The following is a 26,498-nucleotide window of genomic DNA, read 5'->3' as shown; positions in this document are numbered from 1 at the left end:
AAACATGGCTGAACTCAGCGGGATGAAACGGTCCGGTTTAGCCACTCGACAGCTTGGGTGGCGATGCGCGCCGCCTCGCGTCCGAGCAGGGGACCGACGTGCGAACCCGAAACCGTTTGCAGCACGTCCGCGCCCCAGGCCTGGCCCATGGTCCGCGTGATCGCCGGGGGTACGTCGTCGTCATGATCGGACACCACGCACAACATCGGGCATGCGGGACGCGACACCGCGATACCGGATCGCGCTTCGCGCAGCACCGCACCGGATTCATCGCGCCAATGACGGAACGCGAACAGGGCAGTGGCCTCATCCGCTCCGGGCAATGCCCGGCGCGTACCCGACAGCCGCGCATCGCGCCGCCACGGCACCACGTCCGGCCAGTCGCGCTCGGGCATCCCGGTATGCCATGGGGAAGGTGGCAGCGGATTGACCAGTACCACCGCAGCCGCATCGTCGGCAGCACCCAGGGCCAGCAGGCCGCCCAGGCTCGCGCCGACCAGAACGCGCGGCCCGGGTAGCGCCGCGAGCGCCGCGCGGACCTGGTCCTGGTAATCCTGCAGGCAGGTCGCCGCCAATCCCTCATGCGCAGGCATGAGATCGGGGGCCTCCACGCGGAAGCCCGCCGCCTCGAACACGCCACGCCACACGTTCCATTCCCAGCCACCACCGCCCGCGCCATGCACGAGCAGGGCGGCACGCGAATCCGTCAAAGCAGGGTCGCCTCCAGCGAGACCGGCACCGACAGCGCGCGCGAGATCACGCAGCCGGCCTTGGCCTGCTGGGCGATCTCCTCGAACTGCGCCGCGCTGATCCCCGGCACGCTGGCCGAGACGGTCAGCTTGATCGCGGTGATCGTCGGGCCCGGATCCATGCCCGGCTCCATCGTCGCCTCGGCGCGCGTCTGCAGCTTGTCGGGCGTGAAGCCCGCCTTGCCCAGCACCGCCGACAGCGCCATCGTGAAGCAGCCGGCGTGGGCGACCGCCAGCAGTTCTTCCGGGTTGGTGCCCTTCTCGTCGCCGAAGCGGGTCTTGAACGAATAGTTCTGGCCCTCGAACAGGCCGCTCTGCGGCGTGCTCAGGCCGCCCTTGCCGGACTGCAGGTCGCCGGCCCACACCGCATCGGCGTAACGCTTCAAAGCCATGGTCGTGCTCCTCGGGTCAGGGGAGATGCAGGGTACACCGCCGGATGTTCACGCCATGTACCGCAGTGCGACTTGACCCCTCCCCCGCGCACGCCGGATGCTGAGCCCCCGCCATGACCGCCCGCCGAGCGCCACGCTCACGGGACGCGCTCTGCCCGGACAGCCATGACGGCCCTTCGACCCCATCCACGGGAGGAACGGCCTCATGTCGTACAGCACGCAACAGATCCGCAACGTGGCCCTGGCAGGCCACCCCGGCGCCGGCAAAACAACGCTCTTCGAAGCCCTGCTGCATGCCGGCGGCGCCCTCCAGGTGGCAGGCACCATCGAACGCGGCACCACCGTGTCCGATCACGACCCCCTCGAAAAGAGCCGCGGCCATTCCATCGATACCGCCATCGCCAGCACCGACCACGGCGGCATGCACGTCAACCTGATCGACACGCCCGGCTACCCGGAATTCCGCGGCCCCGCCCTGTCGGCGCTTTCCGCGGTGGAAACCGCCCTGATCGTGGTCGACGCCGACCAGGGCGTCGCCCATGGCACGCGCCGGCTGATGGAACGCGCCGCCCAACGCCACCTGTGCCGCGCCATCGTCATCAACAAGATCGACCACGAAGGCGCCAACTGCGCCGGCGTGCTGGCGGCGCTGCGCGAGGAATTCGGCGCCGAAGTGCTGCCGCTCAACCTGCCCGCCGATGGCGGCAAGGCGGTCGTGGACTGCTTCCGGCAATCGACGGGCACCTCCGACCTGGGCGATGTGGCCGACTGGCACCAGAAGATCATCGACCAGGTGGTGGAGATCAACGAGACGGTGATGGAACATTACCTGGACCTGGGCGAAGGCGGCCTGTCGGGCGAGGAACTGCACGATGCCTTCGAACAATGCCTGCGCGAGGGCCATCTGGTGCCGGTGTGCTTCGCCTCCGCGCGCACGGGCGTGGGCGTGAAGGAACTGCTGGACGTGGCCGAGCGCCTGTTCCCCAATCCGGCCGAAGCCAACCCGCCGCCCTTCATGAAGTCCGACGGCAGCGGTCCGCAGCCGATCGAGGCCGTGCCCGACCCGCGCGCGCACGTCATCGCCGACGTCTTCAAGATCGTCAACGATCCGTTCGTCGGCAAGCTGGGCATCTTCCGCGTGTACCAGGGCACGCTGAAGAAGGACTCGCAACTGTTCGTCGACGACGGCAAGAAGCCGTTCAAGGTGGGCCACCTGTTCAAGCTCAAGGGCAAGGACCACGTGGAGATCGAACAGGCCATCCCCGGCGACATCGCCGCGGTGGCGAAGGTGGAGGACCTGCACTTCGACGCCGTGCTGCACGACAGCCACGACGAGGACCACATCCACCTGGCGCCAATCGATTTTCCCAGGCCCATGTTCGGCCTGGCCATCGAGGCCGCCAGCAAGGGCCAGGAACAGAAGCTGTCCATCGCCCTGCAGAAGCTGGCCGAGGAGGACCCCGCCTTCGTGGTCGAACACCAGCCCGAATTGAACGAGACCGTGATCCGCGGCCTGTCCGACCTGCACCTGCGGGTCATGCTGGAGCGGCTGAAAGAGCGCCACGGCGTGGAGGTGAAGACACGCCCGCCGCGCATCGCCTACCGCGAGACCATCGCGGCGAAGGCCGAGGGCCACCACCGCCACAAGAAGCAGACAGGCGGCGCCGGCCAGTTCGGCGAAGTGGCGCTGCGCGTCGAACCGCTGCCGCGCGGCGCCGGCTTCGAGTTCGTCGACGAAGTGAAGGGCGGCACCATCCCCGGGCAGTTCCTGCCGGCCGTGGAGAAAGGCGTGCGCCAGGTGCTGTCGGCGGGCGCGGTGGCCGGCTATCCGCTGCAGGACCTGCGGGTGATCGTCCATGACGGCAAGCACCATCCGGTGGACAGCAAGGAAGTGGCCTTCGTCGCCGCCGGCAAGAAGGCCTTCCTCGATGCCGTCGCCAGGGCCAGGCCGCAGGTGCTCGAGCCGGTGGTGGACCTGGAAGTCGCGGTGCCGGAAGCGCAGGTCGGCGACGTCACCGGGAACCTGGCCGGCAAGCGCGCACGCATCAACGGCACCGACACCGTGCGCGGCGAGATCATGGTGAGGGCGCAGGTTCCGCTGGCGGAACTGGAAGGCTATGCCGCGGAACTGAAATCCATGACCGCCGGCCAGGGGCGCTACAGCCTGGATTTCAGCCATTACGAGCCCGTGCCGCCGGCGGTGCAGCAGAAGTTGATGGAGGCCTATCGGCCGAGGCACGACGAGGACTGAGCGGTGGCGCAGGGTGCGGCGTCCTGTCGCGCAGGCGCGCAAAGGACGCCGCATCCGGCGCATCTCCCCGCGCCGATCCGGTCGCTGCGCCGGTGATTTCCGACGTGCGGTGGAGGCGAAACAGGAAAAAACCGAAAAAAAAGGCGTTTTGGGGCCTTTCCGCTCTTGGCGCCGCCAGTTCTTTGCCCTACATTTCGCATGCCGACGCGATCGGCCCGATTACCCAACCACTCGACCGTAGAGACAGGACACATGGCAAAGAGCACCAAGAAGGCCGCGCCGAAGAAGGCCGCCAAGAAAGCCGCACCGAAGGCCGCCGCCAAGCCGGCCGCGCCGAAGCCGATCAAGGAAGCGCTGAGCAAGTCGGGCCTCGTCGCCCACATCGCCGAAGTCACCGCCGTGGCCGCCAAGGACGTCCGCGCCGTGCTGGCCTCGCTGGAAAGCGCCGTGCATGCGTCCATCAACAAGAAGGGCGCCGGCTCCTTCACCCTGCCGGGCCTGCTGAAGATCACCGCCGTCAACGTGCCGGCCAAGCCGAAGCGCAAGGGCATCAACCCGTTCACCAAGGAAGAGCAGTGGTTCGCCGCCAAGCCCGCCTCGGTGAAGGTCAAGGTGCGTCCGCTGAAGAAGCTGAAGGACGCCGCGGCCTGATCGCCGCGCATCTTGCGTGACCCGAACGGGACGGCCTGGCCGTCCCGTTTTTTTTGCCTGCGCGCGCCACCCTGCCGGAGGTCACCCTTGCGATCGCCCACCGCCGCCCGCAGGTCCGGGGTATCCCTCCCGAACAAGGCGCGCCAGGCATGAAGATCCAGGGTTTCCTCGACCACCTGCTCAAATCCTCCAGCGGCAACGGCAGCGTGCTCAATGCCGACTTCGGCAAGGGCGCCATCACCGGCGGCGCGCTGGGCCTGCTGCTGGGCAAGAACAAGACCTCGCGCAAGCTGGCCACCTACGGCGGGCTGGCGGCGATCGGCGTGATGGCCTACCGCGCCTACAACGATTACAAGCAGCAGCAGGGCGGCTTCGCCGCCGGCGCGGGTCCGCAGACGGTGGACCGCCTGCCGCCGCCGCAGGCGGAACTGCACAGCCAGGCCATCCTGAAAGCGCTGGTGGCCGCCGCCAAGGCCGACGGCCATATCGACGCCCGCGAGCGTGACGTGATCGAAGGCGAATTCTCGCGCATCGGCACCGACGGCGAACTGCAGCAGTGGCTGCATGCCGAACTGGAAAAGCCGCTGGACCCGGCGGAAGTCGCACGCGCCGGCAGCACGCCGGAGATCGCCTCGGAGATGTACCTGGCCAGCCTGATGGTGGCCGACCAGCAGAACTTCATGGAGCGCGCGTATCTGGACGAGTTGGCGAAGCAACTGCGGCTTGAGCCCTCGCTGAAGGCGCAGCTGGAGCGCCAGCTGGCGCAGCCGCAGCCGCCGGCACTGCCCTGACCCGCCATGCGGTCTGCCGCGCGCCGCGGGCGACGCATCGCCGGGTGGCTGCTCACGCTGTCGTTGCTCGGCCTCCTGCTGGCATGGGCATGGAACCGACCGTTCATGGCGCCGCCACGCATGCTGTGGGACATCTCGCGCGCGCCGCCGCCGGATGCCCTGCCGGTACCGGTGGACGGCGTGCGCGCACGGCAGATCGCCGACACGTTCGGCGCACCCCGCGGCGCGGACCGCACGCACCAGGGCGTGGACATCTTCGCCGCGCGCGGCACGCCGGTGCGCAGCGCCACGCGCGGCATCGTGGTCGCCGTCCGCGACGGCGGCCTGGGTGGCCGCCAGGTCTGGGTGCTGGGTCCCGGCCGCGAGCGCCATTACTACGCACACCTGGACGACTGGGCCCCCGGCCTGGCCACCGGCCAGGCGATCCAGGCCGGACATGCGCTGGGCGTCGTCGGCACCACCGGCAACGCACGCGGCACGCCGCCGCACCTGCACTACGGCGTGTACGGCGCCCAGGGCGCCTACGACCCGCTGCCGCTGTTCAGGGCAGGCGCATCGCCGCGCGCACGCTGAACCACGCCGGCCGGCGGAACAGTCCATCACGGAACGCCCCCTCGTCCGCCCTTCCGCACGGGCCTATCGTGGCGATGGTTCCCACCGCGCCACCTGCGTACGCCCCATGCCCACCGACACCCATCGCTACCGCATCACCGTCACGCCCATCGAGGACGACGGCCTGCAGTGCAGCGGCCGCTGCACCATCGAGTTCGAACACGCCTGCCACGACGACTGGATGCGCATTCTCGAGAACGTCCAACGCCAGCGCGGCCTCAGCGGCGACGAGCGCGCCGCGCTGGTCGTCGGCACCAAGCTGCTGAGCGGGCTGATGCTCGCGCACCGCAAGGACGCCGACGACCTGTTCGCACCGCTGCGCCCGCACATGGGCGAGTTCGTCCGTTCGTTGAAGGAGCGCGGCCGCGACGCCGGCTGAGCGCGACGTGGCGGGGGTAGACTCCGTGCGATGAAGGCCCGCCATGCCGCCGAAGCCGCCACCCTCGAGGACATCCCCAACATCGGGCCGTCCATCGCCGGCGACCTGCGCGGCATCGGGATCGCCACGCCACAGGCGCTGGTGCGCCAGGACCCGTATGCCCTGTACGAACGGGTGAACGCCGCCACCGGCCAGCGCCACGACCCCTGCCTGTGCGACTGCTTCATCGCCGCCGTGCGGTTCATGGAAGGCGGCGCGCCCACGCCGTGGTGGCACTACACCGCCGAACGCAAGCGGCATTTCGCCGACCCCGCCGGTTAGCGTCCGGACAGGCACGCCCGGCTATGGTGCGCCGACGCCTCCCGGAGCCCGCCATGCGCCGCACACGACGCCAGTTCTTCACCCTCGCCCTTGCCGCCGGCGCCACGCTCGCGCTGGCGGGTTGCAGCACGATCAATGCGGTCACCGGCCTGCTGGGCAACCAGATCAACTTCACCCAGCCGCAATTGCAGCGCTATCTCAACCAGAGCTTCCCGCGCGAGTTCGACAAGCTGGGGGGCCTGGTGTCCGCCACGCTGACCAACCCGCGCCTCAGCATCCCCTCCGGCGACGACCGGCTGCGCCTGGACTTCGACATCGGCGTGAGCGCCCTGGGTGCGCGCGATGTCAGCCGCGGGCACTTCGCGCTGGCCAGCCGCCTGCGCTACGACCCTGCCACCCGTGGCCTGCACCTGGACAACCCGGAAATCCTCTCCGTGGACGTGCCCGGCGCGGGCTCGCTGATGTCCGGCGGCACCCGCCAGCTGGTCAACACCGTGCTGCAGGAATATGCGCGCAGCGAGCCGGTCTACAGGATCGACAGCGACGTGCTGCGTCGCCTGCCGGCCAGCAAGCAGATCGGCGCGCCGCGGATCGAAGGCGGCCACGTGGTCATCCCCCTGCAGTGAGAGACGACACCATGATGAAGCCGCTCTTGGCCCGCCTTGCCCTGCTCGCCTTCCTGGCCGCGCCTGTCCTGGCATCGGCGGCCACGCCTCCGGTACTGCGGTTCGATGCCGGACAGCTGCAGACCGCCGCGCGCGCCGGCTTTCCGCTGCAGGAATCGTTGCTGGAGGGTTTCGCATCGTTGACCCTGAGCGATCCGGGCGTCAGCATCCCGCAGCCCGGCGAGCGCGTGCACTTGCAGATGAACTACGACATCGCCCTGGCCACCGGCGAGCGCCTGGAATACGGCAACGTGACCGTCAGCAGCGGCCTGCGCTACGACCCCGGCACGCGCGGCCTGCACCTGGTGGATCCGCAACTGGAGCACCTGGGGTCCGGCGCGGGCGGGCGCGGCCTGCCCGGCGGCTCGCGCGACGTACTGCAGGACCTGATCCGCGAGTACGCCCGCACGCGTCCGTTGTACCGGTTGAGCGCCGATGACCTGGCGCAGTTGCCCGGCACGCTGACGGCCGATTCGCTGCGGATCCGCGATGGCCACGTGGAACTGCAGTTGCCGGCGGACCCGGCACGCTGAGCCCACCACCCCGCATGCACGCGTGCCGTCGAGCCTGCTCGACTGCCCTCCGGCCCGGGCCGCCCATGCCGTGAAGAGAAGCGGGGAAAGGTCCGCACTGCGGGCGCGTGGCCGCCCGGTGGACGGGCCGGCAGCACCGCATCGGCTTCCGGGCGGTGCCGTTACAGTTCGAAGCGGTAGCTCAGCTTCACCACCAGCTGCTCGTCGTTGCGCAGGCTGAAGCTGTCGCGCAGCGCCTCGTCGGTGCCTTCCGTCCCGGCCAGCTGCTCATAGCCGCCGCGGGCGTACACCACGTACAAGTAGGACAGCGGGGCGAGCTCGTAGCGGTAGCGCACCTGGAAGCCCAGGTTGCGCACGTTGAAATCGTCCACCGGATCGCGGGCGGCGATGGCATGTCCGGACGGATCGAAGCGCCAGGCATCGTGTACGCGCGCGCTGATGGCGATCGCTTCCAGCTTCACGCGAAGCTCCTGCCGTGGGTCGATGTTCCAGTCCAGGCCGGCGCGCAGCTTGGTCTCGCGGCCGTCGAATGCGCCCACCAGGTCGCCCTGCGCGGCGCCTTGCCAGATCAGCCAGTCCGGGCGCCTGACGACGTTCAGGCCCGCGTTGAGGCTGAAGGCATCGTTGATGAAATACGTGGCGCCATACCAGAAGGCCGAGCCCAGCTTGCGGTTGCCCGCCAGGCCGCCGCCGAAGGCTTCCACCTCGACTTCATGCGCCCAGTTGCCCTTGCGCGGGCGTTCGTACTCGAAATACGCATTGGTGTTGGCCGGCAGGCGCACGATGCCGTTGCCGCGCAGCAGCGTGTCGCTGATCCCCGCGCTGTTGACGTTGATCTGCGCATACTCGTAGCTGCCGTCGCGCAGCTGGCCTTCGCGGCTCATGCGGAACTGGTCGTTGAGCTTCTCGCCGTGGTTGTTGTGGCTGCTGCTGACGCGCCAGCGCCAGTCCTTGGACGCATAGCGCGACGCCTCCGGCAGGCCGGTGAAGCGCTTGCGCGCCTCCCAGTGCAGGTAGTTGGTGCTGTTGCGCGACAGGTAGCCGAAGTCGTTGAGCTGCAGGTCGTTGCCGAAATGCATGGCGATCCACTGCTGGCGCCAGCCGTGGTCCATCTCGTAGTCGGCCCAGACGGTGGCGCCGTAGTCCTGCTGCGCGTCGCCGGCCTGGTGGATGCGGCTGCCCAGCAGGCGCGTGCGGATGTTCCAGCGCGCGCTCGGCCGCCAGTTGTGGTCCACCCCCAGCACGCTGGCCTCGCGGTCGCGCCCGGGATCGTCGACGCGGGTCAGCATGGCGCCCAGGTTCTGCGTGTCGAAATCGCGCACCAGCCGCAGCGCGTGGTAACGGCGCCCGCTGGCGCCATCCTCGTCGGCGGAGAACAGGCCGAAGTTGGCCCTGCCCAGGCTGCCGTTCAACTTCACCGCCGCGGTGATGTCGCCGGTACTGCCCACGCGGCGCGTGTACAGCTGCTGGCTGTCGTCCGACGGCGTGGTCAGCTCGAAGATGCCCTGGTTCTCGGTGAAGAACGGACGCTTGTCGCTGATGAAGGTCTCGGTGGCGCTGAAGTTCACCACCAGGTCGTCCGCCTCCACCTGGCCGAAGTCGGGATTGACCGTGGCCGACAGCTGGAAGCGCCCGTTGGGCTTCCAGAAGATGTCCGCGCCGCCGTTGAAATCGCTGCGCCCGCCCACGTCGTCGTACAGCCCGGACACGTAGGGCGTCAGCGCGAGCAGCGACTGGTCGTACTGCGGCACCGTGATGGCGGCGAAGTCGGACAGGAAGCGCGGGCGCTCGAAGCTGGCCTGCGGCCAGGCCATGCGCTCGCCGGTGGAGCCGATCACGCGGGCCAGGAACACCTTCAGCGTGCGCTGCCCGTCCGTGCCGTCGCGCATCGGCGCGGTATGCCACGGAACCAGCAGCTCGACCGACCAGCCCTGCGCATCCTCGGCGACCGCGTGCCGCCATTGGCCGTCCCAGTCGTCGCTGAACTGGTTCTCGTTGGTGATGATCTCGTCGGCGATGCCGCCGGTGGAACTGACGGTGAAGGCATAACCGGTGCGGCCGTCGCCGTCGAAATCGACGAAGGCGTTGACGCGGTCGACCTGTTCGTCGAAGTCGCGCTGCACCTTCTGCCGCGTGCGCGGCACGTGCGGCGGCTGGGTGTTGCGGAACGCGATGGCCAGGCCGTCCGGAGTGGCGAGCACCCAGGCCTCGGTGGCGAGCGAGCCCGGTTCGCCGGTCAGCGGCTGGGTCTTGCGGAAGCCGGCCACGTGCTGCGCGTCCTGCCATTCGGCGGGGTGGATGCGGCCGTCGATCTCGACGGCCTGGGCCGTGGCGCAAGGCAGGGCCAGCACGAGCAGGCCGGCGAATCGGGTCAAGGTCATGGCGGGCGGGTGGTGGTCCGGAGCGCGCACGGTATCGAGGCGGCGCGCATGCCACACCTGCCTTCGGTCATTTCAACCTTCCGGCATCCCGCGGCATCCGTGCCTGGTGAAGGTCAGCGCCCTTTCTTGGGCTGCAGCATCGTGCCCGTGCACTTCTTGCTGCCGCAGCGGCAGGCCCAGATCTTCTTCAGGCGCGCGGTATGCGGCTCGTCCAGGGTGATGCCGTAGTTGTAGGTCAGTTCCTCGCCGGGCTTGATGGCGCGGATGGCCTCGATGAACACCTTGTCCTTCTTGCGGTTCTTGCCGTCGTGCTCTTCGATCACCGCTTCGCAGTTGGGATCGCAGCTGTGGTTGATCCAGCGCGCCTTGTTGCCCTTGTGGTTGGCGTCGATCACGTACTCGTCGTTGAGGGTGAACAGGAAGGTATGGCCGGAGTCCACGTCGCCGGTGTCGTCGGCGTCCACTTCCTCGTGCGTGCGGCGCTTGCCCTTGTACTCCACCACCCGCTCGCCCTTCTGAATCGGTGCGATGGCGAACACGCCGTTGCCGTGGATGTCGGATTGGCGGGCTTCGATCTTGCGGGGCATGCGGGGGTCCGGCGGGAGGGAGGAGCGACGATTCTCACCCAACGCGCGGCGTTTCCCAACTTTCCGCTGCCTGAACGCTTCCGCGCGGGCGCGTGGCCGGTCCGTGCAGGGCGGCGCGTTCGATGCCCGTTCCCCTCATTGCGACCGCCTTCATGCGCGCCCACCCGATCCTGTTCGCCACCGCCCTGTGCCTTGCCCTGTCGGCCTGCCAGCCCTCCGAAACCCGCACCACCTCGCGTCCGCCGCCGTCCACGGCCAGCGACGCCGACCTGCTGGCCCGGGGCGAATACCTGGTGCGGACCACCGGCTGCAACGACTGCCACACGCCGGGCTATGCCGAATCCGGCGGCACCACCGACAAGGCCGGCTGGCTGGTGGGTTCGCCGATGGGTTTCCACGGTCCGTGGGGCACCACCTATCCGAGCAACCTGCGCCTGCGCATGCAGCAGCTGACCGAGGCGCAATGGCTGGAATACAGCGCCAACCTGCGCACCCGACCGATGATGCCGGACTTCGCCGTGCGCGCGATGACCGAAGAAGACCGTCGCGCGATCTACCGCTTCGTCCATTCGCTGGGCGCGGCCGGCCAGCCCGCGCCCGAAGCCCTGCCGCCGGGCCAGACGCCGCCGGCGCCGTACCTGGGCCTGGTGCTGCCCACCCCGCCGGCCGACACCGCAGCGGAACACTGAAATCCCACCGCCACCTCACCCGAGGTGGCCATCGAACATCCAGAACAGGCCCAGCGCCAGGCCGAAGACGGTCCAGAACAACTGGCCCAGGCCGCGAAACAGCTTCACGGCCAGGTAGACGCCGCCAAGGGCGAGCAGCACGCGCCAGACGAAACCCTGGTCCAGGCCGCGGGCGGACGAAGCGGAAGAGGCGTGGGAGGTGTTCATGGTGCGGATCCTGGGAAAGAGGCCGTCCGGAGTGGACGACGGCCATCTTCCCTGCACGCCGACGGCCGCATCAGTCGCAGCCGTCAGCCGTCGCGGGTGACATCCGTCAACCTCGCGGCACCGGCCTGAACGGGGAAAATCCCCGCATTTGAGCCCGGCGGACCAAAAGCGTACAATTTCGGTACGTTTTATGGATTGCCCGCCCCATGCTCCGCGTCACCAAGCTGACCGATTACGCCACCGTCGTCCTGACCGTGCTCGCCGCCCGCCCGGGCGAGATCCTCAGTGCGTCCGACCTGGCCGAGCATTCCGGCCTGGAAACGCCGACCGTCAGCAAGGTGCTGAAGCCGCTGGCGCAGGCCGGGCTGGTCGAAGGCCTGCGCGGCGTGCACGGCGGCTACCGCCTGAGCCGCGACGCGGCCGACATCAGCCTGATCCAGATCGTCGAGGCCATGGAAGGACCGCTGGCGATGACCGAATGCAGCCAGAGCGAGAGCCAGTGCGGCATCGCCCACCAGTGCGGCGCGCGCGCCAACTGGCGCCTGATCAACGATGTGGTGGCCGACGCCCTGCGCGGTTTCACCTTGGCGCAGATGATCGCCCCTACCCCCTCCTCTTCCGACGACGTGCGCAGGCGACCCATCGCCGTGCAGGTCGCCACCCGCTGAACCGCAGGCAGCCCCATGGCCACCGAGAACGCTGAAATCCTGGAACAGCTGGGACGTCGCTACGACGCCGGCTTCATCACCGACATCGAATCCGATTCGCTGCCGCCGGGCCTGGACGAGGACGTCGTCCGCGCCCTGTCGGCGAAGAAGAACGAGCCGGAATGGATGACCGAATGGCGCCTGGCCGCCTACCGCCACTGGCTGACCATGCCGGTGCCGCACTGGGCCAAGCTGAAGATCGGCCCCATCGATTTCCAGGCCATCAGCTACTACAGCGCGCCGAAGGCGAAATACGCCTCGCTGGACGAGGTGCCGCAGGAACTGCTGGACACCTACGACAAGCTGGGCGTGCCGCTGCACGAACGCGCCAAGCTGGCCGGCGTGGCGGTGGACGCGGTGTTCGACTCCGTCTCCGTCGGCACCACCTTCCGCAAGGAACTGGCCGAGAAGGGCATCATCTTCTGCTCGATGTCCGAGGCCATCCACGAGCACCCCGAGCTGGTGAAGCAGTACTTGGGCACCGTGGTGCCGGTGGGCGACAACTATTTCGCCGCGCTGAATTCGGCGGTGTTCTCCGACGGCAGCTTCGTCTTCATCCCCAGGGGCGTGCGTTGCCCGATGGAGCTGAGCACCTATTTCCGCATCAACGCCGGCCATACCGGCCAGTTCGAGCGCACGCTGATCGTCTGCGAGGACAAGGCCTACGTCTCCTACCTGGAAGGCTGCACCGCGCCGATGCGCGACGAGAACCAGCTACACGCCGCGGTGGTCGAGCTGGTGGCGCTGGAAGACGCCGAGATCAAGTACAGCACGGTGCAGAACTGGTACCCGGGCGACGAGGAAGGCCGCGGCGGCATCTACAACTTCGTCACCAAGCGCGCCGAGTGCCGCGGTGCGCGCAGCAAGGTGACCTGGACGCAGGTGGAGACCGGCTCGGCGATCACCTGGAAGTACCCGTCCTGCGTGCTGCTGGGCGACGACTCGGTGGGCGAGTTCCACTCGGTCGCGCTGACCCACCACCGCCAGCAGGCCGATACCGGCACCAAGATGATCCACGTGGGCAAGCGCACCAAGTCCAAGATCGTCAGCAAGGGCATCAGCGCCGGCCGTGGCCAGAACACCTACCGCGGCCTGGTGAAGGTGGACCGCAACGCCGACGGCGCGCGCAACTACACCCAGTGCGACAGCCTGCTGATCGGCAAGAAATGCGGGGCGCACACCTTCCCCTACATCGAAGTGAAGAATCCCACCGCCACGCTGGAACACGAGGCCACCACCTCCAAGATCAGCGACGACCAGCTGTTCTACTGCCGCGCCCGCGGCATCGGCCAGGAAGACGCCGTCAGCATGATCGTCGACGGTTTCTGCAAGCAGGTCTTCCGCGAACTGCCGATGGAGTTCGCGGTGGAGGCCAAGAAGCTGCTGGAAGTGTCGCTGGAAGGCAGCGTGGGATAACGGCGCGGTGATCCGCGACCCGGGACTGGCGATACGCCGGATTCCGCCCACCCATGAATCCCTCCGGGTGTCTCCGACCCATCACAAATGACAAACCACTAATCACATGCTCAAGATCGACAACCTCCACGCCCGCGTCGCCGGCAAGGACATCCTCAAGGGTCTTTCGCTGGAGGTGAAGCCCGGCGAAGTGCACGCCATCATGGGCCCCAACGGCGCCGGCAAGTCCACGCTGGGCAACATCCTGGCCGGCCGCGAGGGCTATGAGGTCACCGCCGGCACGGTGGAGTTCGAAGGCAGGCCGCTGCTGGAACTGGAACCGGAAGCGCGCGCCGCCGCTGGCGTGTTCCTGGCGTTCCAGTACCCGGTCGAGATCCCGGGCGTGAACAACACCTATTTCCTGCGCGCCGCGCTCAACGCCCAGCGCAAGGCGCGCGGCGAGGCGGAACTGGATTCCATGCAGTTCCTCAAGCTGGTGCGCGAGAAGCTGGCCGTGCTGCACCTGAAGGACGAGCTGCTGCACCGTGGCGTCAACGAAGGCTTCAGCGGCGGCGAGAAGAAGCGCAACGAGATCTTCCAGCTGGCCGTGCTGGAGCCGAAGCTGGCGATCCTGGACGAGACCGACAGCGGCCTGGACATCGACGCGCTGAAGAACGTCGCCGATGGCGTCAATGCGCTGCGTTCGCCGGACCGCGCCTTCGTGGTCATCACCCATTACCAGCGCCTGCTCGACTACATCAAGCCGGACGTGGTGCACGTGCTGGCCGGCGGCCGCATCGTGGAGACCGGCGGCCCGGAACTGGCGCTGGAGCTGGAACAGCACGGCTATGCATGGATCAAGGACCGGGTCGCCCCGGAGCAGGCCGCCTGATGAGCGCGTTGCTGGATTCCCTGTCGGCCACTTTCCATGGCGACGCCGCCCGCCGCAGCGTGCTGGACGAAGCGCTGCGCGACGGCCTGCCCGGCCCGCGTACCGAGGCGTGGAAGTACACCTCGCTGCGGCAGCTGGAGCGCCGCAGCTTCGCTGCCGTCGACGCGCTGCCGTCGCTGGACCCGTTGCTGCTGGCCGATATCCCGGCGCCGCGCGCGGTCTTCGTCAACGGGCGCTACTCGGTGGCGCTGTCGCTGACCACCGACCTGCCCGATGGCGTCAGCCTGCAGTTGCTGTCCGAGGCGCTGGCCGAGGGCGGCGATGCGGCGCGCTTCCTGCAGCGCCGCTTCGAGCGCTCCGACGAGGTCTTCGCCCGGCTCAACGCCGCACTGGCGACCGAAGGCCTGCTGCTGCGCGCCGAGGCCGACGTGCGCAGCGAACAGCCGTTGCACCTGGTGTTCATCGGCACCGAGGACGGCGCCGACCGTGCCTGGCACCTGCGCAATCTGATCGAGCTGCGGGCAGGCGCCGCGCTGACGGTGGTGGAGCATCACTTCGCCGCCACGCCGCACGCGCACTTCATCAATGCCCTGAGCCACGTGCACCTGGCCAAGGGCGCGACCCTGTCGCACGCACGCGTCCAGGCCGAGGGCGAGCGCGCAACCTCGCTGCTGCGTACCGATGCGGTGCTGGCGCGCGATGCCGACTACCGGCGCGTCGACCTGGAACTGGGGGCCGCGCTGTCGCGCCACGAACTCAACGTTCGCCTGGAGGGCGACAACGCGCGCCTGACGGCGAACGGCGTGCTGCTGGCCGGTGGCCGCCGGCACATCGATACCCGGCTGGGCATCGACCACATCGGCCGCGACACCGCCTGCGGACTGACCTGGCGCGGGCTCGGCGCGGGCCGCGCGCGCGCGGTCTTCCATGGCGGCATCCTGATCCGCGAGGGCGCGGATGGCACCGACGCCGCACTGTCCAACAAGAACCTGCTGCTGTCGGACAACGCCGAGATCGACACCCAGCCCGTGCTGGAGATCCACGCCGACGAAGTGAAGGCCGCCCATGGCGCCACGGTCGGGCAGCTCGACGCCAACGCCCTGTTCTACCTGCGCTCGCGCGGGTTGACCCAGGCCGAAGCCCGGCAGCTGCTGACCGCCGCATTCTGCCGCGAACCGCTGGGCGTCATCGCGCATGCCGGCGTGCGCGAGGCGCTGCTCGCCCGGGTGGACGCCGCGCTGGCGGCGCTGGAGGCGCCATGAACCGCGAAGCCCTGCCTGGCGCCGGCACCTCCGTCGACTGGGCGCGCGTGCGCGGAGACTTCCCGCTGCTGGCGCGGCAGGTGAACGGCAAGCCGCTGATCTATCTGGACAGCGCCAATACAGGCCAGAAGCCGGCATCGGTGATCCAGGCGGTCGATGACTTCTACCGCCTGCACAACGCCAACGTCAGCCGCGCCGTGCACACGCTGGGCACCGAGGCGACGGACGCGTACGAGGGCGCGCGCAGGAAGCTGGCGCGCTTCCTCAACGTGCGCGCCGATGAGCTGGTGCTGTGCAGCGGCACCACGTTCGCGATCAACCTGGTGGCGTACTCGTGGGCGCTGCCCCGCCTGAAGGCGGGCGACATCATCCTGGTGTCCCGCATGGAGCACCACGCCAACATCGTGCCATGGCAGCTGGTGGCCCAGCGTACCGGCGCGACGATCCGGGTGGCGGAGATCCACGCCGACGGCACGCTCGACCTGGACGCGCTGCACGCCGCGATGACCGGCGAGGTGAAGCTGCTGGCCATCACCCATACCTCCAACGTGCTGGGCACGGTCAACCCGGTGCGCGAGATCTGCCGCGAGGCCCGCAAGCGCGGCATCGTCACCGTGGTGGACGGCTCGCAGGCGGTGCCGCACCGCGCGGTCGACATCGCCGCCATCGGGTGCGACTTCTATGCGTTCACCGGCCACAAGATGTGCGGCCCCACCGGCACCGGTGCGCTGTGGGCACGCAGGGAACACCTGCAGGCCATGCCGCCCTTCATCGGCGGCGGCGAGATGATCAAGGAAGTCAGTTTCGACGGCACCGTGTTCAACGACCCGCCGCACAAGTTCGAGGCCGGCACGCCCAACATCGCCGGCTTCATCGGGCTGGGCGCGGCGGTGGACTACCTGGACGCCGTGGGCATGGCGCACGTGGAAGCCCGCGAAGCCGAACTGCTGGCGCATGCCACCGAGGAACTGGACCGGATCGACGGCCTGCGCATCGTCGGCCGCGCGCCCGAGAAGGCGGCGGTGATCTCGTTCCTGATCGACGGCGCGCATGCGCACGACCTTGCCACGCTGCTGGACCTGCAAGGCGTCGCCGTGCGTTCCGGCCAGCACTGCGCGCACCCGCTGCTGCAGTTCTACGGCGTCGCCGCCACGCTGCGGGCCTCGTTCGCGTTCTACAACACGCATGAGGAAGTGGACGCCTTCGTCGCGGCCCTGAAGAAGGCGCGCACCCTGCTGGCCTGACGCTGCGGGCATGCCCGCAGTCGCCCTACAATGGGCGGCATGGATACCCTCAGCTTCCGCCGCGCCACCCACGCCGACATCCCGGCCCTGGTCGCCCTGGTCACTTCCGCCTACCGCGGCGACGTCAGCCGGCAGGGCTGGACGACCGAAGCCGACATGCTGGACGGCCAGCGCATCGACCCCGATGTGCTGGCGCGCGACATCGACCGCGGGCGCAGCCGCATCGTGGTCGCCGAGCGCGCCGGCGTCCTGCTGGCATGCGCGCACGTGGCCGAGGAAGAGGGCGCGGGCTACTTCGGCATGTTCTCTGTACGCCCCGATCTGCAGGGCGGCGGCGTGGGCAAGGCCGTGCTCGCCGAAGCCGAACGCATCGCCGGCGAGGAGTGGCGGCTGCCGGTCATGCGCATGACCGTGATCGACCTGCGCGACGAACTGATCGCGTTCTACGAGCGCCGCGGCTACACACGCACCGGCATCAAGAAGCCTTTCCCCTATGGCGACGAGCGCTACGGCATCCCCAGGCGCGACGACCTGCGTTTCGAGGTGCTGGAAAAGCCGCTGGCAGGAGCGACCGCATGAGCGAGGCCTGGACGTTCGTCTGCGCCACCGGTGAGCTGCTGCCCGGGGAAATGAAGACCGTCTTCGACGAGGTCACCGGCACGCCCATCGTGGTCGTCAACCACGACGGCGAGTTGTACGCCCTGGAAGACAAGTGCAGCCATGAGGACTTCGAACTGTCCTCCGGCCACTTCGATCCGGCGGACGCCAGCATCGAATGCGTCCTGCACGGGGCGCGCTTCGATGTCCGCGACGGCCGTGCCCTGTGCGCGCCGGCCTACTCGCCGGTGGCCAAGTTTCCGGTGCGGCTGGAGCACGGCGGCATCTGGACCCGGGACGACCGGGACTGAGCCCGGCCCACGCGCCCTCCTGTTGTAACCGCAAATCATTCTCATTATCCTGTCGCAGCCCTGCGGCAGGTTGTCGCAGCCCGCCCCCTCCGAGGCTTCCGGTGCCGCGCGCATTCCGTCCCTTCCTGTCGACGTTCGCCAGCCTGCTCCTGGCAGGGCTGGTGTCGTCCGCGGGCATGATGTTGGCCGTCGTTCCCGCCCTGGCGGGCCATAGCGTCAGCGCTGCGTCGAGCCAGGCTGCGGCGAAGGCCGATCCCACGCTGACGGCGGCCGACCGCCCTGGCCTGCATGCCGCCGTGCCGGCGACAGCCGAGTACGACCCGGCGACAGGCCACGCGCCTGCCGCTGTCTGCGCGCCTGCCGGCGCCGCGCGCGAACGCACCCCGCCCGCGACGGTGGATCCGCGCACACGGCACCACGCCTACAGCGGGCGCGGCCCACCGCGCTGACGCACCCCGCGCCACCCGCCCCGCCGCGGCGCGTGCCTGCACGCCCCATGCCGCAGAGGGCGCGCATGCCTTCCGTTTCCCTTCCAGTCCCGCAGCCATCGCCACCGGGTCCATCCAAACACCCGAGGATGTCCATGAACCTTCGCCCTTCCCCGCTCGCCACCGCCCTGCTGATGACGATCGCCACCCCCGCACTTGCGGCGCCGGTCGGCGATGCCCCCGCCGACGCCGCCATGCAGGCCAAGGAACTGGACACCGTGGAAGTGCACGGTGAGCGCGTGCGGAAGGCCAGTTCGCCCAAGTACACCGAGGCCCTGGTCGACACGCCGCAGACCATCACCGTGGTGACGAGCGAGGTCATGGCGCAGCAGAACCTGCTGGGCCTGAAGGACGTGCTGAGCACGCTGCCCGGCATCACCTTCGGCGCGGGCGAAGGCGGCGGCGGCTACGGCGACAGCATCAACCTGCGCGGGTTCACCGCCAGCAGCGACATCACCACCGATGGCGTGCGCGACAGCGCGCAGTACACGCGCAGCGACACCTTCAACCTGGAATCGATCGAACTGGTCAACGGCGCCAACTCGGCCATGTCCGGTGCCGGTTCGGTCGGCGGCACCATCAACCTGGTCAGCAAGGCCGCGCGCGAAGGCGACTTCAGCACGTTCACCGTCGGCGCAGGCACCGACAACTACGGCCGGGTGACCGCCGACAGCAACTTCGACTTCGAGAACGGCGTCGCCGTGCGCCTGAACGCCATGGGACACACCCAGGACGTCCCGGGCCGCGACGAGGAGTTCAAGCACCGCTGGGGCTTCGCGCCCTCCATCGCGTTCGGCCTGGGTTCGGACACCCGCTTCACCCTGAGCTACCTGCACCAGCACGACAACAACATGCCGCAGTATGGCGTGCCCTTTGCGCTCAGCCCGTCCAACGACGGCCCCTTGCCCGGCGTGGATCGCGAAACCTATTTCGGCTACCGCAACACCTCGCGCCAGGAAAGCGACGTGGACATGCTGACCGGCGTGCTGGAGATGGACTTCGGCGACCGCGTCGGCCTGCGCAGCCTCGCGCGCCTGCAGCGCGTGGAGCAGTACACCAACGCCACCGCACTGCAGGGCACATGGTGCCTGGCGAACGGCACCAATCCCTACACGGGGGGGCCTGCGCAACCCTGCCGGCCGGTCCGGGCGTCCCCGCCGGCACCGTCCAGCCACCCGGCACCTGGTCCCCGACCGGCGGCCCGCGCGGCCTCGTCCGCGATACCGAGAACTTCATCGCGCACAGCCAGACGGACCTGACGATCGGCTTCGATACCGGCAGGGTAGGCCACGATGTCGTCGTCGGCGTGTCGTTCAGCAAGGAGGATTTCGAACTCGACAGCGGCTCCGGCTTCCGCAATGCGGACGGCAGCGAACTCGCCAACAACAACGCCAACTATCCGCTGCAGGACCTGGACAACCCCTACAACGTCTGGACGGGCCCGAGGAACTTCGTCCGCACCGGCCGCACCGAGGGCAGCCTGGAGAACCAGGCCCTGTATGTGTTCGACACGTTGAAGTTCGGCGAACGCTGGCTGTTGAACCTGGGTGCGCGTTACGAACACAACGAGGGCGACACGGTCACCTATGGCGTGACCGATGGCCGGATCACCGGGGTGAGCAACCGCTTCGAGAACGAAGACGACCTGTTCTCGTACCGCGCCGGCCTGGTCTACAAGCCGATGGACAATGCGAGCGTCTACCTGTCCTACGCCAACAGCAGGACACCGTCGAAGACATCGGTCAACGGCGCCTGCAACGCCAACACCTGCAACGTGGATCCCGAGACCGCCGTCAACATCGAGCTGGGCGCCAAGTGGGACGTGCTGGAGAACCGCCTGGCCTTGACCGCGGCGCTGTTCCGCAACGAGCGCCAGAACTACAAGGTGGCCAGCGCCGATCCGGCGGAGCCGGAGCAGGTGCTCGACGGCAAGGCCCGCGTGGATGGCGTCGCGCTGGGCGTGGCCGGCAACATCACCCGCGAGTGGGCGGTGTTCGCCAACTACACCTTCCTGGACAGCGAAGTGCTGCAGAACGCGGCAGACGAAGCCGCGAGCGACCCGGTCAAGGGCCGCGAACTGACCCAGACGCCGCGCCACGCGGCCAGCCTGTGGACCACCTACGCACTGGGCGACTGGACCTTCGGCTACGGCGCGACCTACCAGGGTTCGTTCTATCCGAACAACACGAACGAGGCCGTGTACCGGAAGACGGACGCCTACTGGGTCCATCGCGCCATGGTCGGTTACCGGATCAGCCAGCGGATCGGCCTGCAGCTCAACGTCAGCAACCTGTTCGACGAGGAGTACTACACCGGCATCCGCAACAACCTGACCGTCGATGCCGCAGGCGCAGTCACCGCCGGCAACGGCTGGGCCAATCCCGGCGAAGGCCGCTCGGCGGTGCTGACGGCCACGTTCCGCTTCTGAGGCAGGCACCGCCGGCACCCTGCCCATGCACAATGGGCAGGGTGCTCCATTCGAGGTCATCGACCATGCTGCTCGCCATCCCCGAGGTGTTGACGCCGGAACAGGTCGCGCAGGCACGCGCGCTTCTCGACGCCGCCGACTGGGCGGACGGGCGCATCACCGCGGGCTACCAGTCGGCCAAGGCCAAGGACAATGCCCAACTGCCGGAAGATTCGCCCGCGGCCCGTGACGTCGGCGCACTGATCCTGGACGCACTGTCGCGCAACAGCACCTTTTTCTCCGCGGCGCTGCCCAAGCGCATCTATCCGCCGCTGTTCAACCGCTACGGCGGGGGCCAGTCGTTCGGCTACCACGTGGACAACGCAGTCCGCTACGACCGCAGCCGCGGCGGCGTGGACCCCATCCGCACGGACCTGTCCGCCACGCTGTTCCTGAGCGCGCCGGAAGACTACGACGGCGGCGAACTCGTCATCGAGGACACCTTCGGCACGCAGCGCGTGAAGCTGCCCGCCGGCCACATGGTCCTGTATCCGGGCACCAGCCTGCACAAGGTGACGCCGGTGACCCGCGGCGCGCGCGTGGCGTCGTTCTTCTGGATGCAGAGCATGGTGCGCGACGACGGTCGCCGCCGGCTGATGTTCGAACTCGACCTGTCCATCCGCCGCCTGACAGCGGACGTGCCCGAGCATGCCGCCCTGGTCCAGCTGACCGGCGTGTACCACAACCTCCTCAGGCAGTGGGCGGAGACCTGAACCAGCCAAACAAGAGCCGACCTTGTTTGCACTTGATAAGTATTCTCATTTAGAATGTCCCGCGCTGGCCCGCCTGCATGGCGTGCCCCGGGGACCTTCTTGAACCAGCCGTCTGACAACCTTTCCGGCCTGCACGCACAGGGACCGGCACGCACCCGCTGGCGGTCGGCGCTCGGCATCGCGGCCGTCGTGATCGCTCTGTCCGTGCTGCTGGGTTTCCGCTTGCCGGTTCCATCCGGCACGGGTCGGGCGGTTGCCGCTGCACAGACGACACCCGCGCTGGTCGCAAGGGAATCCCGCGGCCACGCCGGGGGAGCGCGCGAGGAGCGCCATCGCGACGTCCCCGCAAAAAAGGCGCGGCTGACCGCCCTGAAAGTGCAAAGCACCCGCGCGCCAGGACATGCCCGCCACTCCGTCTCGCTCCTGCCTTCGTCACGGCCGCGACATTCCCGTCCGCAACCGAACCCGGGCATGCCAGACGCCTCTGGCGCCCTGCGCCGCCTCGATCCGTCATTGATCCTGCATCACGGCCAGGCACCTCCCGCCGCCTGATCCGCTCCCCTGCCCGCCCGATCCAGGACGCTGCCTTCTTCCGATCGCGCGACCGCGCGACCGCGCGACGGGACCCTGCTGCCAACTTCTTTCCGGATCCCATGAACGTCATCCGTACGTCCGTGCGCGCCTCGCTGCGCCGCAACCGCCTTGCCCTTGCCCTGCTGTCCATCGCCGCCGCTCCCGCCATCGCAATCCCCCTGCCCGATGCCGCCGACGCCAGCACCCTCGACACCGTCGTCGTCACCGCCTCCGGCTTCGAGCAGAAGATCACCGACGCGCCCGCCAGCATCAGCGTGATCGCCGCGGAGGAGCTGCGCCAGCGCCCCTACCTCACCCTGATCGACGCCGTGCGCGACCTGGAAGGCGTGGACGTCGGCGAAACCTCGGACAAGACCGGCCAGAAGACCATCAGCATCCGCGGCATGGGTCCGGACTACACGCTGATCCTCATAGACGGCAAGCGCCAGAACAACCACGGCGACATCTACCCCAACTCGTTCGGCGGAAACCAGTTCAACCATGTTCCGCCGCTGGACATGATCCAGCGCATCGAAGTGATCCGCGGGCCGGCGTCCACCCTGTACGGCGCCGACGCGCTGGGCGGCGTGATCAACATCATCACGCGCAAGGTGTCGGACCGCTGGCAGGGCTCGGCCACGCTCGGCCACGGCATCCAGGAGAACAGCGATTTCGGCAGCGACAGCACCTTCGACTTCATGTTGATGGGGCCGCTGGTGAGGGATCGCCTGGGCCTGGGCGTGCGTGGTTCGCGGTACGAGCGCGACGCTTCGACGCCCGAATACGAAGCGATCACCGCGCCGGACGGCACCGTGTTCGAACGCGCGTTGGGCTTCGGCGGCGGCGGCAAGACCGTGGACAACACCAACACGAGCGCGGGCCTGACCCTGAGCTGGACGCCGGCGGACAACCAGAGCGTGGTCTTCGACTACGACACGTCCAGGCAGGTGTACGACAACACGCCGTACATCAACAACCTGGGCACCGAAACGTATCCGCTGGGCACCGTGGACGGACTGGACGGCATCTGGCGCGCGGCGCCACGGGTGGGATACGCGGCCGACCAGGAATTCACCCGCGACCAGTGGTCGGTCACCCACAACGGCCAGTGGGCCTTCGGCGACAGCTTCGTCTCGCTGGCGCACATCGATACCGGCAACCACGGCCGCACGCTGCCGTTCACCGTCGCCGAGCGACTGCTGCACCAGGACCTCTACTGCAGCAACGCCGCTACCTGCGCCACCGGCCCCTATGCCGGACTGACGCGTGCCCAGCGCCAGCAGCTGGCCATGGACGCCTTCCTTCCGCGACCGAAGCGCACCATGGAAAGCCGCCAGTACACGCTGGACGCCAAACTGGATTTCGCCATCGGCCAGGCGCACCGCTTCGTCGTCGGCGGCCAGCTGATCGACGGTGAACTGGAAGATGGCGTGTTCGGCATGGAAGGCGGCGGCGACGGCGGTGGCACCGTGCAGGAACACAGGATGTGGTCGCTGTTCGCGGAGGACAACTGGAATCCGCTCGATGCACTGACCATCACCCTGGGCCTGCGCCACAACGATCACCGCGTGTTCGGCAGCCAACTCAGTCCGCGCGCCTATGCCGTGTGGGACATCGACGGAGCGTGGACGCTGAAGGGCGGCGTCAGCACCGGCTTCAAGACGCCCAAGACCACGGACCTGTACGACGGCATCACCGGCTTCGGCGGCCAGGGCACCACGCCCTTCGTCGGCAACCCGGACCTGCAGCCCGAGACCAGCGTCAACAGCGAGATCGCGGTCTACTGGACCTCGGCCGACGACGCGCACACCTTCAACCTCACGGTGTTCCGCAACGACTTCGACGACAAGATCGCGCGCGGCGAAACCAGCCTGAGCTGCGAGCAGACCGGTGGCGTGCACCCCTGCGCGAACCTGGGCGACTACGCGCAACTGGGCTACACCACGTATGCGCAGAACATCAACATCGATGAAGTGCGCATCCAGGGCGTGGAGGTCGCCGGTCGTTGGGGCATCACCCGGACGCTAGTCGCTGCGCGGCAACTACACCTATACCGACAGCGAACAGCTGAGCGGCGCCCAGCAGGGCCTGCCGCTGACCAATACCGCCAGGCACATGGCGAACACGAGCCTCGACTGGCAGGCGACGGAGAACTTCAGCCTGCAGCTGCTGGCGGAAGCGCGCTCGAAGCGCTATCGCGACGTCATCGACGGCGTGCGCCGCGACTACCGGGACTACACCGTCCTGCACCTGGGCGCGCAGTACCGGTTCAACGAGCACGTCTCGCTCTCCGGCCGCATCAACAACCTGCTGGACGAGGACTTCACCACGTTCCAGACCATCTGGACGCAGGATGCCAGCGGCGCGTACGCGCCCAGCTACCTCGACGACTACAACAACAAGGACAAGTCGCGGAACCTGTGGTTGAGCCTCAACGTCAACTTCTGAGGCCCTGGGACGTTCCCCTTCCCGCGGGAAGGGGAACCCCCTGCAATTGAGAGGCATTCTCATCTGTGCTGTAATGGCCCGCCTGCGCCCCCTGCCTTCGAGACGCCGTTGTCCCCATCCGCCTCCCCCGCCCTGCAACAGCAACGCCGCGGCTTCTGGCTGCGCACGCTGCACCAGTGGCACTGGATCAGCTCGGCGGTGTGCCTGATCGGCATGCTGCTGTTCGCGGTCACCGGGATCACGCTGAACCACGCTTCGAAGATTGAAGCCGACCCCGACACCACCCGCGTCACGGCCACGATGCCCGCCTCCGTCCTGGCCACGCTCGGTGACCGCCGGCAGGGCAACGCGCCCTTGCCTGCTTCCGTCAGCCACTGGCTCGAGCAGGCGCTTTCGATACCCATCGGCCGGCGACCGGCCGAATGGTCGGACATGGAGCTCTATCTCTCCATGCCGGGCCCCGGCACCGACGCATGGCTGAGCATCGATCGCGAAACCGGCGCGGTGGAGTACGAAAGGACGGACCGCGGCTGGATCTCCTATTTCAACGACCTGCACAAGGGCCGCAACGCCGGGCCGGCGTGGGGATGGTTCCTGGACATCTTCGCCGTGGCCTGCCTGGTGTTCTGCATCACCGGCCTGTTCCTGCTCTACCTGCACGACCGGCAACGCCGCATGACCTGGCCGATGGTCGGCCTGGGCCTGCTGGTGCCGCTGCTGATCGCACTGCTCTTCATCCACTGACCCTGTTCAACGAACCCGCGAGTGACCGCATGTCGAAGATCGCCGTCCACACCACGCTGACCATCGCGCTCAGCGGCCTGCTGGCCACGCCGGCCTACGCCGCCACGCTGGATGTCAATGTCGAGATTCCCAAGCTCAACGTGGCCGAGTACCACCGTCCTTACGTCGCCGTCTGGATCGAAGGCGCCGACCAGAAGGTCGCCGCCAACCTTTCCGTCTGGTACCAGCAGACCCGCAATTCCGAAGGCCACGGCACCAAATGGCTGCCCGACCTGCGCCAGTGGTGGCGCAAGTCCGGCCGCTCGCTGAAGGTGCCGGTGGACGGAGTGACGGGGCCCACCAAGCCGGCTGGCAGGCATGCGTTGAGCTTCAGCGACAAGCAGCACCTGGCCGGGCTGGCTCCCGGCCAGTACACGCTGGTCGTCGAAGCCGCACGCGAAGTCGGCGGCCGCGAGCTGCTGAAAATCCCCTTCACCTGGCCCGCGAAAGGCGCGCCGCAGTCGGGCAAGGCGCAGGGCGCCACCGAACTGGGCGCCGTCGCGCTGACCGTCAAGCCCTGATCCTCTTCCACCTTTCCCGCTGGAGATTCCGATGAAGCGTTCCCTTGCCGTAGCCATCGCCCTGGCCTGCGCCATCCCCGCCACCGCGCTGGCGCACAAGGCGTGGCTGCAGCCCTCGCAGACCGTCATCGCCGGCGCCGATCCGTGGATCACGGTGGATGCGGCGGTGTCCAACGACCTGTTCTACTTCAACCATGTGCCGCTGCGCACCGAAGGCCTGGCCATCACCGCGCCGGACGGCAGCACGGTCCAGGCGCAGAACCTGGCCACGGGCAAGTACCGCACGGTGTTCGACGTGGAGCTGAAACAGCAGGGCACCTACCGTATCGCCACGGTCAACAAGGGCCTGATGGTCCGCTGGGAGGGCGCCGACGGCAAGCCGGGCGGCCTGCGCGGCGCCAAGCCGGAAGACCTGGCCACCAAGGTGCCGAAGGATGCGAAGAACCTGCAGGTGTCGCAGTCGATCGGCCGCATCGAGACCTTCGTGACCAATGGCGCGCCGAACGACACCGCGCTGAAGAGCGTGGGGGAAGGCATCGAACTGGTGCCGGTGACGCACCCGAACGACCTGTTCGCAGGTGAAGCGGCCACCTTCCGGATGCTGGTCGACGGCAAGCCGGCGGCCGGCCTGGAATTCGAGATCACCCGCGGCGGCACGCGCTATCGCAACGCGCAGGACGAGATCAAGGTCACCACGGACGCCCAGGGCGAGTTCAGCGTCACCTGGCCAGAAGCCGGCATGTACTGGCTGGAAACCGGTACCCAGGACGACAAGACCACCGTGCCGCAGGCCACCCAGCGCCGCCTCAGCTATGTCGCCACGCTGGAAGTGCTGCCCCAGTAAATCGGCACGCCGCCGCCGGACGCGGTGCCGGCGGCATGCATCGGC

At 68.4% G+C, this 26,498-nt stretch carries 28 protein-coding genes and 2 pseudogenes; 25 read left to right on the top strand and 5 right to left on the bottom strand.

From position 1 onward, the window contains the following. Positions 1-14: 14 nt before the first annotated feature. Complete coding sequence (locus MUU77_RS05125) at positions 15-710, bottom strand: alpha/beta fold hydrolase (protein WP_245092315.1); 696 nt, start codon at positions 708-710, stop codon at positions 15-17. Then, positions 707-1,141, bottom strand: a complete 435-nt coding sequence (locus MUU77_RS05120; protein ID WP_245092313.1) for an OsmC family protein — start codon at positions 1,139-1,141, stop codon at positions 707-709. The genes MUU77_RS05125 and MUU77_RS05120 overlap by 4 nt, the downstream gene beginning before the upstream one ends. A 205-nt stretch (positions 1,142-1,346) precedes the next feature. Here MUU77_RS05120 and fusA point away from each other — a divergent pair, with 205 nt between their 5' ends. The 8 genes from fusA (at position 1,347) to MUU77_RS05080 (ending at position 7,344) form a co-directional block, all read left to right on the top strand. Further along, on the top strand, positions 1,347-3,392 hold the full coding sequence (fusA, locus tag MUU77_RS05115) for an elongation factor G (RefSeq protein ID WP_245092311.1): 2,046 nt from the start codon (positions 1,347-1,349) through the stop codon (positions 3,390-3,392). Between the two features lie 252 nt (positions 3,393-3,644). Further along, the gene (locus tag MUU77_RS05110) at positions 3,645-4,043 is read left to right on the top strand and encodes an HU family DNA-binding protein (RefSeq protein WP_245092309.1); all 399 of its coding nucleotides are present in this window, start codon (positions 3,645-3,647) and stop codon (positions 4,041-4,043) included. A 149-nt stretch (positions 4,044-4,192) separates the two neighbouring features. Beyond that, positions 4,193-4,834 carry a tellurite resistance TerB family protein gene (locus MUU77_RS05105; RefSeq protein ID WP_245092303.1) on the top strand — a complete coding sequence of 214 codons (642 nt, stop codon included), beginning with the start codon at positions 4,193-4,195 and terminating at the stop codon, positions 4,832-4,834. A gap of 6 nt (positions 4,835-4,840) precedes the next feature. Continuing rightward, positions 4,841-5,407 (top strand): M23 family metallopeptidase, encoded by a 567-nt coding sequence (locus MUU77_RS05100; RefSeq protein WP_245092302.1) that lies wholly within the window; start codon positions 4,841-4,843, stop codon positions 5,405-5,407. 106 nt (positions 5,408-5,513) lie between these two features. Then, positions 5,514-5,825 (top strand): DUF3861 domain-containing protein, encoded by a 312-nt coding sequence (locus MUU77_RS05095; protein ID WP_245092300.1) that lies wholly within the window; start codon positions 5,514-5,516, stop codon positions 5,823-5,825. A 30-nt stretch (positions 5,826-5,855) separates the two neighbouring features. Continuing rightward, positions 5,856-6,146, top strand: coding sequence for a helix-hairpin-helix domain-containing protein (locus MUU77_RS05090; RefSeq protein ID WP_245092298.1), 291 nt, complete (start codon positions 5,856-5,858; stop codon positions 6,144-6,146). Between the two features lie 53 nt (positions 6,147-6,199). Continuing rightward, on the top strand, positions 6,200-6,772 hold the full coding sequence (locus tag MUU77_RS05085; RefSeq protein WP_245092296.1) for a DUF1439 domain-containing protein: 573 nt from the start codon (positions 6,200-6,202) through the stop codon (positions 6,770-6,772). Positions 6,773-6,786: 14 nt separating this feature from the next. Beyond that, on the top strand, positions 6,787-7,344 hold the full coding sequence (locus MUU77_RS05080) for a DUF1439 domain-containing protein (protein WP_245092294.1): 558 nt from the start codon (positions 6,787-6,789) through the stop codon (positions 7,342-7,344). Between the two features lie 161 nt (positions 7,345-7,505). On the opposite strand, the gene MUU77_RS05075 is transcribed toward MUU77_RS05080, so the two are convergent. Together MUU77_RS05075 and MUU77_RS05070 are read right to left on the bottom strand one after the other, a co-directional pair. After that, positions 7,506-9,725: a DUF5916 domain-containing protein gene (locus tag MUU77_RS05075; RefSeq protein ID WP_245092292.1), complete on the bottom strand. Its 2,220-nt coding sequence runs from the start codon at positions 9,723-9,725 to the stop codon at positions 7,506-7,508. Between the two features lie 113 nt (positions 9,726-9,838). After that, a complete protein-coding gene (locus MUU77_RS05070; protein ID WP_245092289.1) occupies positions 9,839-10,312 on the bottom strand; it encodes an SET domain-containing protein-lysine N-methyltransferase in 474 nt (157 codons plus the stop codon). Positions 10,313-10,434: 122 nt separating this feature from the next. Here MUU77_RS05070 and MUU77_RS05065 point away from each other — a divergent pair, with 122 nt between their 5' ends. After that, positions 10,435-11,001 carry a c-type cytochrome gene (locus tag MUU77_RS05065; RefSeq protein ID WP_245092287.1) on the top strand — a complete coding sequence of 189 codons (567 nt, stop codon included), beginning with the start codon at positions 10,435-10,437 and terminating at the stop codon, positions 10,999-11,001. Positions 11,002-11,016: 15 nt separating this feature from the next. Here the strand turns inward: MUU77_RS05065 and MUU77_RS05060 are convergent, their stop codons facing one another. Continuing rightward, positions 11,017-11,208 carry a hypothetical protein gene (locus MUU77_RS05060; RefSeq protein WP_245092285.1) on the bottom strand — a complete coding sequence of 64 codons (192 nt, stop codon included), beginning with the start codon at positions 11,206-11,208 and terminating at the stop codon, positions 11,017-11,019. 206 nt (positions 11,209-11,414) lie between these two features. Here MUU77_RS05060 and MUU77_RS05055 point away from each other — a divergent pair, with 206 nt between their 5' ends. From MUU77_RS05055 to MUU77_RS04985, 16 genes and pseudogenes are all read left to right on the top strand, one after another. Continuing rightward, entirely contained in the window at positions 11,415-11,876 is a 462-nt protein-coding gene (locus MUU77_RS05055) for an SUF system Fe-S cluster assembly regulator (protein ID WP_245092283.1), read from the top strand. A gap of 15 nt (positions 11,877-11,891) precedes the next feature. Further along, positions 11,892-13,331 (top strand): Fe-S cluster assembly protein SufB, encoded by a 1,440-nt coding sequence (gene sufB, locus MUU77_RS05050; RefSeq protein WP_245092280.1) that lies wholly within the window; start codon positions 11,892-11,894, stop codon positions 13,329-13,331. Positions 13,332-13,437: 106 nt separating this feature from the next. After that, the gene (gene sufC, locus MUU77_RS05045; protein ID WP_245092268.1) at positions 13,438-14,202 is read left to right on the top strand and encodes a Fe-S cluster assembly ATPase SufC; all 765 of its coding nucleotides are present in this window, start codon (positions 13,438-13,440) and stop codon (positions 14,200-14,202) included. Further along, a complete protein-coding gene (gene sufD, locus MUU77_RS05040; protein ID WP_245092266.1) occupies positions 14,202-15,464 on the top strand; it encodes a Fe-S cluster assembly protein SufD in 1,263 nt (420 codons plus the stop codon). Before sufC ends, sufD begins: the two co-directional genes overlap by 1 nt. Then, positions 15,461-16,708 (top strand): cysteine desulfurase, encoded by a 1,248-nt coding sequence (locus MUU77_RS05035; protein ID WP_245092264.1) that lies wholly within the window; start codon positions 15,461-15,463, stop codon positions 16,706-16,708. Before sufD ends, MUU77_RS05035 begins: the two co-directional genes overlap by 4 nt. Before the next feature lie 39 nt (positions 16,709-16,747). Then, complete coding sequence (locus MUU77_RS05030; RefSeq protein ID WP_245092262.1) at positions 16,748-17,287, top strand: GNAT family N-acetyltransferase; 540 nt, start codon at positions 16,748-16,750, stop codon at positions 17,285-17,287. Then, on the top strand, positions 17,284-17,616 hold the full coding sequence (locus tag MUU77_RS05025; protein WP_245092260.1) for a non-heme iron oxygenase ferredoxin subunit: 333 nt from the start codon (positions 17,284-17,286) through the stop codon (positions 17,614-17,616). Before MUU77_RS05030 ends, MUU77_RS05025 begins: the two co-directional genes overlap by 4 nt. Before the next feature lie 101 nt (positions 17,617-17,717). Further along, positions 17,718-18,065 (top strand): hypothetical protein, encoded by a 348-nt coding sequence (locus MUU77_RS05020; RefSeq protein WP_245092258.1) that lies wholly within the window; start codon positions 17,718-17,720, stop codon positions 18,063-18,065. A 134-nt stretch (positions 18,066-18,199) separates the two neighbouring features. Continuing rightward, positions 18,200-20,532: pseudogene (locus MUU77_RS05015) on the top strand (TonB-dependent siderophore receptor). Positions 20,533-20,597: 65 nt separating this feature from the next. Beyond that, positions 20,598-21,284, top strand: coding sequence for a Fe2+-dependent dioxygenase (locus MUU77_RS05010; RefSeq protein ID WP_245092256.1), 687 nt, complete (start codon positions 20,598-20,600; stop codon positions 21,282-21,284). Positions 21,285-21,383: 99 nt separating this feature from the next. Next, a complete protein-coding gene (locus tag MUU77_RS05005) occupies positions 21,384-21,836 on the top strand; it encodes a hypothetical protein (protein ID WP_245092254.1) in 453 nt (150 codons plus the stop codon). Positions 21,837-21,937: 101 nt separating this feature from the next. Beyond that, a pseudogene (locus MUU77_RS05000) lies at positions 21,938-23,818 on the top strand (TonB-dependent receptor); the annotation flags it as partial. Between the two features lie 70 nt (positions 23,819-23,888). Then, positions 23,889-24,305, top strand: a complete 417-nt coding sequence (locus tag MUU77_RS18485) for a TonB-dependent receptor (protein WP_345779072.1) — start codon at positions 23,889-23,891, stop codon at positions 24,303-24,305. A gap of 108 nt (positions 24,306-24,413) precedes the next feature. Beyond that, a complete protein-coding gene (locus tag MUU77_RS04995; RefSeq protein ID WP_245092252.1) occupies positions 24,414-25,049 on the top strand; it encodes a PepSY-associated TM helix domain-containing protein in 636 nt (211 codons plus the stop codon). 29 nt (positions 25,050-25,078) lie between these two features. Further along, positions 25,079-25,609 carry a DUF2271 domain-containing protein gene (locus MUU77_RS04990; protein ID WP_245092250.1) on the top strand — a complete coding sequence of 177 codons (531 nt, stop codon included), beginning with the start codon at positions 25,079-25,081 and terminating at the stop codon, positions 25,607-25,609. 31 nt (positions 25,610-25,640) lie between these two features. Beyond that, positions 25,641-26,453, top strand: coding sequence for a DUF4198 domain-containing protein (locus MUU77_RS04985; RefSeq protein ID WP_245092248.1), 813 nt, complete (start codon positions 25,641-25,643; stop codon positions 26,451-26,453). The last annotated feature ends 45 nt before the right edge of the window (positions 26,454-26,498 follow it).

It is taken from the genome of Pseudoxanthomonas sp. F37 (assembly GCF_022965755.1).
Taxonomy (GTDB): Bacteria; Pseudomonadota; Gammaproteobacteria; order Xanthomonadales; family Xanthomonadaceae; genus Pseudoxanthomonas_A.
The sequence above is the reverse complement of the archived record's forward strand: the minus strand, read 5'-3'. Positions and strand labels throughout refer to the sequence as shown.